We start from the raw sequence: 14,856 nt of genomic DNA on the forward strand, positions 1-14,856 counted from the left end.
CTTAACGTTTTATTAAAGTTTTGTTTGATTTCAGCTTCTTTACTGTTTCCACAACCACTTACCAAAATTAATAAACTTATGTATATAGTTATTCTCTTTAGATAACGCATTGGCTCACATCTTTCTGATTTTACTTTATTTATACTTTTACAAAATGCTTCACTTTGATATGCTTCTAAATTAATTAGTCCAGATTATTCATTAAATTATTACTCATTGAATCCAATTCAAAGATTGTACTAACTACACAATCGTCTTTAGTTAAACTTTTTAAATTTTTACTGAAAGCGTGGCAATGTCTCATTATTTATGTTAGCAGTGTTTTTTCTTCAGCTTTTATCTCTTTTATGATTCGCATGTTCTATTTCATAACCATTTTAGATACCGAACTTGTTTCTTCAAAGTTACTTTTTATATTGCCCGGTTTTATTTTATATTCAGTTTGATACATACTTAATCCCCCCTACTTGGGTTAAAGTTTATACTGTCAGTAAAATAAATATTTTCTTTTTTATTTTCTACAAAAGTAAATTCAAGATGGTTATAACCTACAGAGGATCCTTTTAAATCTCCTGTCCCTTTCAATAATAATTTAGGAGCTTGATTCGTTGGAATATCATATCTTTTTCTTAATTGTTTCACGTTATAGTCATTATTATTCAGTTGATATTTCGCAGAATAACTAGGAACATTAGGATTGTAAGATATCTCTCCGTCTTTATAATCTTTTAAGTTTTTAAAATTGCCATATTGCACAAAAAATTTAAAGTTCTCAATTTCTTTTTTTAACTTATCGTCTGGTATAGGCTTCGTTGGAATAATTTTATTATGTTTCATTACGACAGGATATTTTTTATCTTTATTATGCGCAAAGCCATTTTTGTCCTCTGTTATCTCACTAATTAAAAAGTATCCTTTTGTTGTTCTAGTATTTCGGTTGATATACAAGACCATTCCTCTAGTTTCCATACTCTTTCCTTTTGGTTCAATGGTCATTTCAGAATGAACTATCCATGTCCCTTTATCCTTTTTATCAAACTCTTCATCTCGATAGCCCTCTTTATCATAAAAGTTTTCTAGATTTTTAATTGGATACATACTTAACGTTTTATTAAAGTTTTGTTTGATTTCAGTTTCTTTACTATCGTCTTTATTCATAAAACCACACCCTCCAATAAAAATCGTTAAAATTAAGAAACTTACAAATACTATTATTTTGCTTGAATGTTTCATATTTTCACATCTTTCTATTTATCATAAATTGGTAAACATTATATAAATCAAATTCTTAAACATCTACATATTACCAAACAATGAATATATAATACATTTAAGATGTAATTCAAATTTTATTTTACTTTCATAATTAATAAATAAAATCCGCCTCACTTACGATACGCTTCTGCTTATTAGGTAATGATGTGGTTTTCAATTAACGTCTTTTTGTTATAAGTCTTAAAGAAATATTAAACAAGCAAAATCATTTTCCTTAACTGAAACGAAAGAGCGACAAATTCCATACTATTACATTGGAATTTGTCGCTCTTTTATTTATTAGAGGTATATTATTTTTACAAAATTCTAAATTAATTGTTACAACAATTGTTATTATCCAGCTGTTCTTTTTCATTCTTCTCTTTTTTTTCTTCAATTTCTACTGAACAACAAGATTGTTCCTGAGGTTTTAATTTTTTTAATACGTCTTTGATTCCCATTATCTCACCTCCTTTAAATAACGATGTTCACCATCAAACCTGTAGAAATAGCTACAACTAAAATGGCGATAACGAATGAGATTACAAATTTTTTCTTGAATAGTTTCGATAATAATACAACTTCTGGAATACTTGCACCAGCACCACCAATGATCAAAGCAACAACTGTCCCAAGCGACATTCCTTTTGAAGCTAATGCTTCAGCTATAGGTAACATTGTTTCAGGTCTAATATACATAGGAATACCTATAATAGAAGTAATAAATACGGATATAATGCCACCTCCACTCGCATATTTAGTAATAAATGTTTCGGGTACAAATCCATATATGAACGCTCCAATAAATACACCAATAAATAGATAAGGAAGCATTGGATATAAAAATGCCCACGCATCATTTAATGCTTGTTTAAAACGAGATTCCGTTTTATTAGCAAAAAATCCATCGCCTTTAACATTTACACCTTTATAAGTTTCAGCTAAATTCATTTTTGAAAATACAAAACCTGTTAAGATACTAAAGATTGCTAGTACAATAAAATAAACTATTGCAACTTTCCAACCTAATAAGGCCCATAACATAAATATCATTAATGGATTCATTAATGGTGAAGATATTAAGAAACTCATTGCTGGACCAAAAGGTACTTTAGAATTTAATAGACCTGCAAGTATTGGAATAGTTGAACAAGAACAAAATGGTGTCATAGCACCAAACACCATCCCCAATACATAACTAATTGCTTGATTAGGCTTGCTCAAAAATCTTTTGATTTTTTCTTCCGAAACTACTTGTTGAATTAAACTTACAATAAAGCTCACGATGATGAATAGTGTTAATAATTCAAAAAACAACATCACAAATGTTTTTATAAATTCCATAATTGAATCTAACATGAGTATAATGCCTCCAAATTTAATTAATCAATATTTCTTGATGTATTAATCAAAAAAAATTGATTAATACTACATTAAAAAAGATACTTAAAGTATCTTACAACAAGTATCTTCATTTAAAACAACCTGTATTTGTTGCTCATTAATTTTATAATAATTCCATGTGCCATGCTTTTCAGCAATAAGAACATTTGCATCTACTAATTTTTTTAAATGATAAGAAAGTTTAGATTGTTTTATATCTAATAACTCTTCTAAATCACACACACATAATGATTTATTAGAGCTTTGGCTAATTTGATTTAGTATTTTTAATCTGATTTTATCGGCAAGTGCATTAAACATCTTTTCATAAAAGGCAAACTGTTGATCTTCACTCATATCAGTCTTTGTTTTAATAACTTCCATAAAAGACCATCCTTTTTATAATATTTCATTGAGTTTATATTATCTTTATTTCAATTCTTGAATTGCTTGTTTATAGTCATTTTTTGTTGATTCGCCATACTGAGTAATATTACCTTTAAAGAACTCCTTCTACATATAATATTGTAGCTTCTTTTAAATTGATTTCTCTTGATAGGATAACAAGATTTAAATAACTAACAAAGTAACCAAAAGTTAAAGTACTTGCATGATTTACTCGTAATCAATCACACTTTCTTATTGTCAATGTAGTTTTATATCATTTAATACATCAATTTTTCTTGATATATCAAATATAAATCAATATATATTATCGCAAGAAAAAAACCTATAATTTTACATAAACTTAGGTATTTCTCACAGATATTAAAATAATTTCTTCATAAATTGTATTATTAAGAATTAAATTTATCAAAATTTTTAAACTCAACCAAAAACATAGACATTAATCTATATAGATGTTAGTCTATAATCGCAAATTAATTAATGAGGTGAGTATAATGTTAAATATTGAAATATACGAAGAAGCTATGTGCTGTTCTACTGGGGTATGTGGTCCTAAACCGGATGAAACACTAATAAAGACGAACCAAATCAATGAATATTTAAAACAAAATCAAATAGAAGTTCAACGTTATAATATGAACAATAATCCGAATGAATTTATTCAAAATAAAGAAGTTATTCGTTTAATTCAAGAAAAAGGTGATGAAGTTTTACCAATCACTTTTATAGAAGGCAATATAGCTAAAACGGGCGCTTATATTACCCAAGAAGAAGCCGATGAAATTATTACAGTTAATCAAATGAGAAATGGAGGATGCTGTGGTGGAGATGGATGCTGTTAAGTACTTAAATAAATTGAATTTAGATAACGTTGAGTTAACAAAATATTTGTTTTTTACTGGTAAAGGTGGCGTAGGCAAAACAACGATATCAAGTTTTATTGCTTTAAACTTAACAGAGAATGGAAAGAAAGTAGCTTTAGTAAGTACTGATCCAGCTAGTAATTTACAAGATGTATTTCAAATGGAATTATCTAATAAATTAACTAAATATCAACCTATACCTAATCTCTCTATAGCCAATTTTGACCCGATTGCTGCTGCAGACGATTATAAAGCACAATCTATAGAACCTTATGAGGGTATTCTACCAGAAGATGTGCTTGCTGAGATGAAAGAACAGTTAAGTGGTTCATGTACAGTTGAAGTAGCAGCATTTAATGAATTTACAAATTTTTTATCCGATAAAACTTTAGAACAAGAATTTGATTTCATTATATTTGATACAGCTCCAACAGGTCACACCTTGAGAATGCTTGAATTACCTTCTGCATGGACAGATTATTTAAATACAACGAGTAATGACGCTTCTTGCTTAGGTCAATTATCAGGTTTAAATGAAAATAGAGTTAAATATAATTCAGCACTTGAAAAACTACGTAACCAAGATGATACGACCATGATGTTAGTTGCGAGACCTAGTCACTCTTCTATATATGAAATTCAAAGAGCGCAACAAGAATTACAACAACTGTCAATTTCTAAATTCAAAGTAATCATTAACAACTATATAGAAGAAAGTCACGGTTTAATTTCGAGTCAGATGAAATCAGAACAAGATAAAAACATTAATCATTTTACTGAATGGTTAAATAACAATCATGCTTATTACGTTCCATATAAAAAGCAGAAAGAAGAAGGTATAGAAAGTTTAACTAATCTATTAAATGATGATAACTTAATTGAAAATGATGACTTTATTGTTGAAGATCATCCGCAATTCAATAAATTAATAGATGAAATTGAAAATAGTAAAGTTCAATATTTATTTACAATGGGAAAAGGTGGCGTTGGTAAAACGACAGTAGCAACGCAATTAGCTACAGTATTATCTAATAAAGGATATCGTGTTCTTTTAGCAACTACTGACCCTACTAAAGAAATTAATGTTGAAACCACAAGTAATTTAAATACTGCTTATATTGATGAAGAACAAGCATTAGAAAAATATAAAAAAGAAGTACTAGCAACAGTGAATGATGATACACCACAAGACGATATTGATTATATTATGGAAGATTTAAAATCACCTTGTACAGAAGAAATAGCATTTTTCAAAGCCTTTAGTGACATTATGGAGAATCAAGAAGACATGGATTACGTAATTGTAGATACAGCTCCTACAGGCCATACCTTGCTGTTACTTGATTCTAGTGAAAATCATCATAGAGAATTAAAGAAAAAATCAACTCAAACTACCAGTAATGTTGAAACATTATTACCCAAAATTCAAAATAAAAATTTAACACAGATGATAATTGTAACATTAGCAGAAAAAACACCTTATTTAGAATCTAAACGTTTAGTAGAAGATTTAAATAGAGCTAATATAGGCCATAATTGGTGGGTTGTTAATCAATCGTTAGTTACGCTAAATCAACGTGATGACCTTTTTAGTAACAAAAAAGAAGATGAATCATTTTGGATAAACAAGATTAAAAATGAAAGTCTTGATAATTACTTTGTCATACCTTATCGAGTATTAGAATATTGATATTATTGATTATAATGAGAACTATATGATAAATAGAGTCTACTTTAAACCAGTTAATAATTTAGGAGTTAAGCAAATATGTAATTTATCAAATGACAATAAAAATTATTAACAATATAAAAGATTCTAAGTAGAAAGGGAGAAAAAAATTGAATTATAGTGAAATATCGCAATACTTGAAAGTGATGGCTGATAGTAGCCGTCTTGAAATATTAGATTTGTTATCTTGTGGTGAATTATGCGCTTGTGATTTATTACAGCATTTTTCTTTTTCTCAACCCACATTAAGTCATCATATGAAAGTATTAAAAGACAATAATTTAATTACATCTAGAAAGGATGGTAATAAAAATTTATATAAATTGAATCATGATGTATTAGATGACATTACATCACGACTCACTCTATTGAGTTCCAGTACTGTCCCATGTATATGTGAAACTGTAGAGAAAGGTGAATGTTAACAATGACAATATTAGCAATCACAATTTTTATATTAACGTTAATTTTTGTTATATGGCAACCTAAAGGTCTAGATATTGGTATTACTGCATTAATTGGTGCTGTAATTGCTATAATCACTGGCGTTGTAAGCTTTTCAGATGTACTAGAAGTTACTGGAATTGTTTGGAATGCGACCTTAACTTTTGTTGCAGTTATTCTCATTTCACTCATATTAGATGAAATTGGGTTCTTTGAATGGTCTGCTATACATATGGTGAGAGCATCAAAGGGTAATGGCTTGAAAATGTTTGTTTACATTATGTTGTTAGGCGCTATTGTAGCAGCTTTCTTTGCGAACGATGGTGCAGCTTTAATACTGACACCTATTGTTTTAGCAATGGTACGTAGTTTAGGATTTGATAAAAAAGCGGTATTCCCATTTATTATTGCTAGTGGTTTTATTGCAGATACTACGTCTCTTCCATTAATTGTTAGTAATTTAGTTAATATTGTTTCTGCTGATTACTTTGATATTGGATTTGTTGAGTACTTCAGTAAAATGATTATACCTAATATATTCTCTTTAATCGCAAGTATTCTTGTCTTATGGCTTTATTTTAGAAAGTCTATCCCAAGAAAATTTGATGCAGTAAATATTAGGGAGCCAAAAGAAGCGATTAAGGACAAAAAGCTTTTTAATATCTCGTGGATTGTACTCACTGTATTGCTAGTTGGTTATTTAATAAGCGAGTTTATAAATATTCCAGTATCAATTATTGCTGGTATCATTGCTTTAATATTTGTATTATTAGCACGTAAGTCTAAGGCTGTGCATACGAAACAAGTAATTAAAGGTGCGCCATGGAATATTGTTTTATTCTCTATTGGTATGTATCTTGTGGTATTTGGTCTAAAAAATGTGGGCATCACAACGCTTCTTAGTGATGTACTAACAAATATTTCAAATTACGGCTTATTTAGTAGTATCATGGGCATGGGCTTTATAGCTGCATTCCTTTCATCCATTATGAACAACATGCCAACTGTTTTAATAGATGCAATAGCGATTGGTCAATCTCAAACAACAAGCATACTCAAGGAAGGCATGATTTATGCGAATGTTATCGGATCTGATTTAGGACCTAAAATAACACCAATTGGTTCGTTAGCAACACTTCTCTGGTTACATGTGCTTACTCAAAAAGGTGTTAAAATTTCTTGGGGACAATACTTTAAAATCGGTATTATTATAACGATTCCGGTATTATTTATCACACTGTTAGGGTTATATCTAACACTTATTATTTTCTAAAAAAAGAGGAAACTATTTATGGATAAAAAAACAATTTACTTTATATGTACAGGTAATTCATGCCGTAGCCAAATGGCTGAAGGTTGGGGTAAAAAAATCTTAGGTGACGAATGGCAAGTATATTCTGGCGGTATTGAGGCACACGGTGTCAATCCGAAAGCAATCGAAGCGATGAAAGAAGTTGGAATTGATATATTAAATCATACTTCTAATTTAATTGACCAAAATATACTACATCAATCTGATTTAGTAGTAACTTTATGTAGTGATGCTGACAAGAATTGTCCTATATTGCCGCCGAGTGTAAAAAAAGAACATTGGGGATTTGATGATCCTGCAGGCAAACCTTGGTCAGAATTCCAACGTGTTAGAGATGAAATCAAAGCAGCCATTGAATCATTTAAGGCTAGATAAATTTTAAGCGTCTCAATATCATTGAGACGCTTTTAATAGATTTTCTATCATATAATATTCTTAAAAAATCAACTTAATGATTGCAATGACGATTAAAATACTTACAATCATTTTTTGAATATAATCAGGTATTTTTTGTCCTATTTTCATACCTAGAGGCGTAAATAGTATACTACCTAAAATTAACGGTATTGCACTATTAACAGGAATATAACCCTGTAATAATTTAATAATAAATGCTCCAACAGAAGAAATGAACGCAATTACAATACTATTTGTAACCACCGTGTTCATTGGTAATTTAAATATAACAAGTAGTACTGGAATAATAATAAATGCTCCACCAGCTCCTACAATACCAGATACCAAACCGATGATACCACCTATTGTAATTAAAAGTAGACGATTAAACTTAATATGACTAGTAGATGGTGCGACTTTAATAAACATTAAAATAAGAGCTAATAATGCAATAATAATATAAACCATATTAACGAACTGTACATTTATTAAATTCGCTAATATTGCACCTAGTATACTACCTATAATCATTCCACTTCCCATATTAAGTACAAGCGTTCTAGAAAAATCTTTGTTTTTATATGCTTTAAAAGATCCACTCAATGTACTGAAAAACACCTGACTTGAGGTTAATCCTGAAGCAATATAAGCACTATAAGTGGGTAGACCAACCAAAGGTGGTAATAATAAAAGCATAGGATAAATGATAATTGCTCCCCCTATACCAACCAATCCTGAAATAAATCCTCCAAATATTCCAATGAGTAACATGATTATCATGGAAGTCACCATTATCATTTACTTTTTATTAATAATTCAACTGCTTCATTAATTAATGCCTGAGAATCTTCACTATTTTCTTCAGACATTTTGACGCATTCTACTAAGTTCTCGCTAATGATAATACCCATTAAACGTTGAATAGAACTTTTAGATGCACTTAATTGACTAATGACATCTTTACAATTTTTTTCTTCCTCCATCATTTTAATGACACCATTAAGTTGTCCTTGTATGCGATGAATACGATTAATCATCTTTTTATTATATTCCAATATATTTCACTCCATATTAATTTTTAATAATTACATCATATTGATTAAATTTTAGTTTGTCAAATACCTAATGGGGTATTTGACAAACTGTCTAATCCGTTATAACATACCCCCATAGGTATTTAAAAGGAGGCAATTATGTCACAATATAAAACAAAACACATTAATGATTTCACTAAAAAAGAATTACAAGAATTGGGTTCTAAGGGTCAATTAATTGACGTTCGACAGCCTGAAGAATATGAATTAGGACACATTAAAAATGCTTTATTACATTCAGTTGAAAATATAGAGACTTTTAAACAAAGTAAAAATAAAACTTACTATGTTTATTGCAAAAGTGGTAATAGAAGTAGAAAAGCAAGTCAATTTCTTACACAACGCGGATACAATGTGGTGAATTTAGATGGAGGCTATACCGCATACGAACAACAAGATAATAATGAATCATTTAAATTAGAAAAAGATAAAGAAATTCAAATCAAAGACAACCGTAAGACGTTTAATTATAGTAATCTACAGTGTCCAGGACCTATTGTTAATATTAGTAAAGAAATCAAAAACATCGCTATTGGTGATCAAATAGAAGTTGTTGTGACTGATCACGGTTTTTTAAATGATATTAAAAGTTGGGTCAAACAAACTGGACACACACTTGTTAGACTCAATGATTCTGGTAATGAAATTCGCGCTATTATTCAAAAAGAAGAAAATAAAAATATAGAAGTGACGCACACAAAAAATGGAACAACGATTGTTTTATTTAGCGGCGAGCTAGATAAAGCAGTTGCAGCAATGATTATTGCTAATGGTGCTAAAGCCGCAGGTAGAGATGTAACCATTTTTTGCACATTTTGGGGCTTGAATGCACTTAAAAAAACTCAAAGTCAACGCATTAAGAAAAAAGGTATCGCAAAACTTTTTGACTTCATGCTTCCAAATTCACCAATTAAAATGCCTATTTCAAAAATGAATATGTTTGGTGTAGGAAATTTAATGATGCGTTATGTCATGAAAAAGAAAAATGTCGATGATTTACCTTCTCTTATCAATCAAGCAGTTGAACAAGGTGTTAAACTTATTGCTTGTACAATGAGCATGGATGTTATGGGCATTACAAAAGAAGAACTACGCGATGATGTAGAATACGGTGGCGTAGGTGCATATATTGGATATACAGAACAAGCTAATCACAATTTATTTATATAATTAAAAAGGAATGATATTATGTTTTTTAAACAATTTTATGATAAACACTTATCTCAAGCATCTTATTTAATCGGTTGTCAAAAAACTGGAGAAGCCATGATTATTGATCCTATTCGTGACTTATCTTCATATATTCGAGTTGCTGATGAAGAAGGTTTAACCATTACTCATGCAGCTGAAACACATATACATGCAGATTTTGCTTCAGGAATTAGAGATGTTGCTATAAAGTTAAATGCTAGTATTTATGTATCGGGCGAAAGTGATGACATGTTAGGTTATAAAAATATGCCTAACCACACTCATTTTGTTCAACATAATGATGATATTTATGTAGGAAATATAAAATTAAAAGTGCTTCATACACCTGGTCACACGCCAGAAAGTATAAGTTTTTTACTTACTGACGAAGGTGCTGGAGCACAAGTTCCAATGGGACTATTCAGTGGTGATTTTATTTTTGTAGGAGATATCGGTAGACCTGATTTACTAGAAAAAGCTGTTAAAGTAGAAGGATCATCTGAAATAGGCGCTAAACAAATGTTTAAATCTATTGAAAGTATTAAAGACTTGCCAGACTACATTCAAATTTGGCCTGGCCATGGCGCTGGTAGTCCTTGTGGTAAATCTTTAGGTGCTATTCCAACATCTACGCTTGGCTATGAAAAACAAACGAACTGGGCTTTTTCTGAAAATAATGAAGCTACCTTTATCGATAAACTAATTTCTGACCAACCTGCACCACCACATCATTTTGCACAAATGAAAAAAATTAATCAATTCGGTATGAATTTATATCAACCTTATACGGTTTATCCAGCTACAAGTACAAACAGATTAACTTTTGATCTCCGCAGTAATGAGGCTTATCATGGTGGACATATTGAAGGTACAATCAATATTCCATATGATAAAAATTTCATCAATCAAATTGGCTGGTATCTAAACTATGATCAAGAAATTAACTTGATTGGAGACTATCACCTTGTTTCAAAAGCAACACACGCCTTACAACTCATTGGTTACGATGATGTTGCTGGATATCAATTACCTCAATCTAAGATTCAAACACGTTCCATTCATAGTGAAGACATTAAAGGTAACGAACCACATATATTAGATGTACGAAATGATAATGAATGGAATAATGGCCACTTATCTCAAGCGGTTCATGTACCACATGGCAAACTTTTAGAAACAGATTTACCTTTCAATAAAAACGATGTTATTTATGTACACTGTCAGTCTGGCATTAGAAGTTCTATAGCTATTGGTATTTTAGAACACAAAGGTTATCACAACATTATTAATGTAAAAGAAGGTTACAAAGATATCCACCTTTCTTAATAATTATATTTATACTAATGAAGAAGGACTATAAGTAATTAGATATAGCTTATAGTCCCTTTTTATATTATTGGATAAATATCTATTTAAAAATTATTTACGTATCCTCTCTTTATATCATTTAATAAATATTTTACTTAGTGCATACCTTTTTTGTTTATTGATGTGATCAAAAAACATAACAGCCATACTCATAAATCTCATATGTTATGATACGTCCGCCCCTTTGAGAAGCGGCTAAAAAACCGCCTTACTTACGATACGCTTCTACGTATCGGTTAATGATGCGGTTTTTAATTATATAATTTCAATTAATAAGGTAATGAACAGTTTTTTGATAAATGTTATTCTTCTAAAATTCTTTTTAATTTACACACTAAAAATATCCTCCTTAACAATAATAAGTTTTTTAAATTATTGATTAAGGAGAATATTTTTTATATCTATTTACTTCTCAATTTAGAACTAGATTTTTAGCGTGCTTCCAGTTCATTTCCTGTCATCCATTTATGATTTTTAATGATTTTACCATTATCTTTGGATTTGTAATCAACCACGTAAACAGTAGTCTTTTTAACGTTATCTATATTGACTGTAGCACCTTTCATACCAGACATATGACTTGCTTCTAATTTAACAGTATCGCCCTTACTAAATCCATCTTTAGGTGCATCTTTGATCTCTTCATTTACGACCCATTTATGATTGTTTACTTTTTCATTTCCATTTGTGGGTTTATAACTTACAACATAGGCATATGTTTTATACGCACCTTTTACAGTAGCTTCTGCACCTTTCATACCTGGCATATGTCCTGCTGTAATCGTTACTTTATCTCCCGCTTTAAATTCACCCTCATTAGTCGATTTCATATCTTCAGGAACTTTACTTTCATCATTATGTTTCATATGGCTCTCACTTTTTTGGTCACTAGTGTCTTTATCTTTTTCATCATTATTGGAGCAAGCTGATAATATTAGTAATGACCCTAATATCATAAAAAATAATTTTTTAATCATAATAAAACGCCTACCTTTTATTTTAATTTTAATGTAAAAGCATTAATTGCAACGATAATCGTACTTAATGACATTAAAATAGCCCCTATTGCAGGTGATAAAATCAAGCCAATAAATGCTAAAACACCGGCTGCTAGAGGTACAGCAACAATATTATAACCTGCACCCCACCATAAGTTTTGCACCATTTTTCTCATAGTATTATTTGAGAGAGTCAAGAAATGGATAATATCTGATGGATTACTTTTAACAAGTATAATATCAGCTGACTCAACTGCTACATCCGTTCCTGCACCAATTGCTATACCAATATCGGCTCTTATAAGGCTCGGCGCATCGTTGATACCGTCTCCGACCATCATGACTTTATTACCGTTACTTTGATAATCTTTTATAATGCTTTCCTTATCTTCTGGCATGAGTTGTGCATGGACATCACTAATACCTAATTCTTTTGCGACAGCGTGTGCCACTTCATTATTGTCACCTGTAAGCATGACTGGTGTAATATTTCTTGATAGTAAATCAGCTACCATTTGTTTTGAGCTTTCTTTAATTTGATCTCCTTGAGCAATCATGCCAATGACTTGTTGATCCTCAATTAAATAGCTGATTGAATTACCTTGTTGAGCTAATTTTATAAATAAGTCATTGTCATATTCAAATCCGTGCTGATCAAGATAAGAGACATTTGTTATTTTATATGTTTTATTATCAATTAGACCTTCTAATCCGACACCTGGAATATTATTAACGTCTTGTGGATTAGTAAATGAAACATTTTTACTTTTCGCAAAATCAACAATACTTATAGCTAATGGGTGATTAGATTGACTTTCTAATGAGGCGAAAAGGCTTAATATTGTATCATTACTCAAATCATTTTTAAAGCTCTCATAATGATTCACAGAAAAGTTACCCTCAGTTAAAGTACCAGTTTTATCCATCATTACATAATCGATATGTTGAGCTATTTCTACAGACTCTCTATTTTTAATAATTAAACCATTATGTGCACCAATTGAAGTAGAACGTGCAGTGACTAAAGGTATTGCCAAGCCTAAAGCATGTGGACAAGCAATGACTAACACAGTTACAAGACGTTCTAATGCAAAATCAACATCATTTTGAATGAGCATCCAGACAATAAACGAAATCACGCCAACAATTACAGCAAAGTAGAATAAATAACCCGCTACTTTATCAGATAACAATTCAGCACTAGATTTATCATTTTGTGCTTGATTAACAAGTCCCATAACTTGAGAAAGATATCCATCTTCTCCCACAGCTGTAACCTTGACTTGTATTGTTCCAGACCCATTAATAGAACCCCCGATGACGTTGTCATTTTGATTTTTTTGTACTTTTTTAGATTCTCCAGTGACTAGGGATTCATCTATAGATGTTTGTCCTTGAACGATAATACCATCTGTTGGAATGCTTTCTCCGGCTTTTACTTCGACGATATCATCAGTCATGATGTCTGATATTTTAACTTCTTCGCGTTGGCCATTATCCATAACTTTAATAGCACTATTAGGTAACAGTTCTGCCATTTTCTTTAAAGCATCTCCAGCATTTCCGACAGCATTCATTTCTATCCAATGTCCTAATAGCATAATTAAAATTAAGGTTGCTAATTCCCAAAAAAAGTCCATTGTATGACCAGTTGCACTACTAAAGTTATTCATATAAAAAGCATACAAGCTATAAATATAAGCTACTGAAATACCTAGGGCAACTAAGGTCATCATGCCTGGTTTTTTTGCAGCAATTTCATCTTTACCACCAGACAAGAACGGTTTACCACCATAAAAGAATAAAATTGTACTTAACATTAACACTACCCATTCAGAACCTGGAAATGTGAATTGAAAAGGTAAGTTAACGCCCATCATTGGCGATAAAAGAATGATAGGTATTGCAAAAATTAATGAAACAAAAAACTTAACTTTAAAATTTCCATGATGATGTGCATGGCCACTATGATGATTATGTGATTCATGGTTATCATGATGCATTTGATTGGAATGATTCATGTGATTTTGATGATTATGCTCTTCACCATTATTATTCAAATTAACCCCTCCTAATGAAAATGTTATAGTAAAGCTACTTATACTATAACATATACCCCATAGGGGTATAAACGTTTTCGATTTATCTCCTCTTATGGATTTATATAATTACGAACCTTATATCTACACGTCCTACATTAGACCTTGTCATCGATGTTTAAAGCAAGGCTTTAATTAAACGATCTCATCTGAACTATCGCATGACAATACACTCTGACCAAGGTTAGCATTAGCAACACAAGTCATATATTAATTAATATTCTTAAAGAAAATAACACATTTCAAAGTAGGTCTAGAAAAGCAAATTGTTTAGATCATTATTTAAAGAAGCCAGTAAATGAATTTATAAAAAACTC

The 14,856-nt window shown here is 30.4% G+C and carries 15 protein-coding genes and 1 pseudogene; 7 read left to right on the forward strand and 9 right to left on the reverse strand.

What is annotated here, in order from left to right:
- The 5 genes and pseudogenes from HMPREF2576_RS12395 to HMPREF2576_RS01490 all read right to left on the reverse strand — a co-directional run.
- Nucleotides 1-110 (reverse strand): annotated as a pseudogene (locus tag HMPREF2576_RS12395) (Csa1 family protein); the annotation flags it as partial.
- Between the two features lie 343 nt (nt 111-453).
- Nucleotides 454-1,233, reverse strand: coding sequence for a tandem-type lipoprotein (locus HMPREF2576_RS01475; RefSeq protein WP_070705774.1), 780 nt, complete (start codon nt 1,231-1,233; stop codon nt 454-456).
- A gap of 353 nt (nt 1,234-1,586) precedes the next feature.
- Nucleotides 1,587-1,715 carry a hypothetical protein gene (locus HMPREF2576_RS12400; protein ID WP_002456794.1) on the reverse strand — a complete coding sequence of 43 codons (129 nt, stop codon included), beginning with the start codon at nt 1,713-1,715 and terminating at the stop codon, nt 1,587-1,589.
- Between the two features lie 13 nt (nt 1,716-1,728).
- Nucleotides 1,729-2,613, reverse strand: a complete 885-nt coding sequence (locus HMPREF2576_RS01485) for a permease (protein WP_002489405.1) — start codon at nt 2,611-2,613, stop codon at nt 1,729-1,731.
- 87 nt (nt 2,614-2,700) lie between these two features.
- Entirely contained in the window at nt 2,701-3,021 is a 321-nt protein-coding gene (locus tag HMPREF2576_RS01490; RefSeq protein WP_002489400.1) for an ArsR/SmtB family transcription factor, read from the reverse strand.
- Between the two features lie 518 nt (nt 3,022-3,539).
- Between HMPREF2576_RS01490 and arsD the strand changes: the two genes are divergently transcribed.
- The 5 genes from arsD to arsC all read left to right on the forward strand — a co-directional run bounded on the left by arsD (nt 3,540) and on the right by arsC (nt 7,768).
- Nucleotides 3,540-3,887, forward strand: a complete 348-nt coding sequence (arsD, locus tag HMPREF2576_RS01495) for an arsenite efflux transporter metallochaperone ArsD (RefSeq protein WP_002489393.1) — start codon at nt 3,540-3,542, stop codon at nt 3,885-3,887.
- Nucleotides 3,874-5,598 (forward strand): arsenical pump-driving ATPase, encoded by a 1,725-nt coding sequence (gene arsA / locus HMPREF2576_RS01500; RefSeq protein WP_002501967.1) that lies wholly within the window; start codon nt 3,874-3,876, stop codon nt 5,596-5,598. Before arsD ends, arsA begins: the two co-directional genes overlap by 14 nt.
- A gap of 149 nt (nt 5,599-5,747) precedes the next feature.
- Nucleotides 5,748-6,062 (forward strand): ArsR/SmtB family transcription factor, encoded by a 315-nt coding sequence (locus HMPREF2576_RS01505; RefSeq protein WP_002467638.1) that lies wholly within the window; start codon nt 5,748-5,750, stop codon nt 6,060-6,062.
- A gap of 2 nt (nt 6,063-6,064) precedes the next feature.
- The gene (gene arsB, locus HMPREF2576_RS01510; RefSeq protein ID WP_002469220.1) at nt 6,065-7,354 is read left to right on the forward strand and encodes an arsenite efflux transporter membrane subunit ArsB; all 1,290 of its coding nucleotides are present in this window, start codon (nt 6,065-6,067) and stop codon (nt 7,352-7,354) included.
- Between the two features lie 18 nt (nt 7,355-7,372).
- On the forward strand, nt 7,373-7,768 hold the full coding sequence (gene arsC / locus HMPREF2576_RS01515) for an arsenate reductase (thioredoxin) (protein WP_002501966.1): 396 nt from the start codon (nt 7,373-7,375) through the stop codon (nt 7,766-7,768).
- A 60-nt stretch (nt 7,769-7,828) separates the two neighbouring features.
- On the opposite strand, the gene HMPREF2576_RS01520 is transcribed toward arsC, so the two are convergent.
- Nucleotides 7,829-8,569, reverse strand: coding sequence for a sulfite exporter TauE/SafE family protein (locus HMPREF2576_RS01520; RefSeq protein ID WP_002496052.1), 741 nt, complete (start codon nt 8,567-8,569; stop codon nt 7,829-7,831).
- A 14-nt stretch (nt 8,570-8,583) separates the two neighbouring features.
- Nucleotides 8,584-8,844, reverse strand: coding sequence for a persulfide-sensing transcriptional repressor CstR (gene cstR, locus HMPREF2576_RS01525; protein WP_000456194.1), 261 nt, complete (start codon nt 8,842-8,844; stop codon nt 8,584-8,586).
- A gap of 138 nt (nt 8,845-8,982) precedes the next feature.
- Between cstR and HMPREF2576_RS01530 the strand changes: the two genes are divergently transcribed.
- Together HMPREF2576_RS01530 and cstB are read left to right on the forward strand one after the other, a co-directional pair.
- Nucleotides 8,983-10,053 (forward strand): DsrE/DsrF/DrsH-like family protein, encoded by a 1,071-nt coding sequence (locus HMPREF2576_RS01530; RefSeq protein ID WP_002501964.1) that lies wholly within the window; start codon nt 8,983-8,985, stop codon nt 10,051-10,053.
- 18 nt (nt 10,054-10,071) lie between these two features.
- Nucleotides 10,072-11,400, forward strand: coding sequence for a persulfide dioxygenase-sulfurtransferase CstB (cstB, locus tag HMPREF2576_RS01535; RefSeq protein WP_002501963.1), 1,329 nt, complete (start codon nt 10,072-10,074; stop codon nt 11,398-11,400).
- Between the two features lie 473 nt (nt 11,401-11,873).
- On the opposite strand, the gene HMPREF2576_RS01540 is transcribed toward cstB, so the two are convergent.
- Both HMPREF2576_RS01540 and HMPREF2576_RS01545 read right to left on the reverse strand, forming a co-directional pair.
- Nucleotides 11,874-12,419 carry a YdhK family protein gene (locus tag HMPREF2576_RS01540; RefSeq protein WP_002501962.1) on the reverse strand — a complete coding sequence of 182 codons (546 nt, stop codon included), beginning with the start codon at nt 12,417-12,419 and terminating at the stop codon, nt 11,874-11,876.
- 17 nt (nt 12,420-12,436) lie between these two features.
- A complete protein-coding gene (locus HMPREF2576_RS01545; RefSeq protein WP_002501961.1) occupies nt 12,437-14,500 on the reverse strand; it encodes a heavy metal translocating P-type ATPase in 2,064 nt (687 codons plus the stop codon).
- Nucleotides 14,501-14,856 lie beyond the last annotated feature (356 nt).

The sequence above is a fragment of the Staphylococcus sp. HMSC063F05 genome, from assembly GCF_001837075.1.
Lineage (GTDB): Bacteria > Bacillota > Bacilli > Staphylococcales > Staphylococcaceae > Staphylococcus > Staphylococcus epidermidis.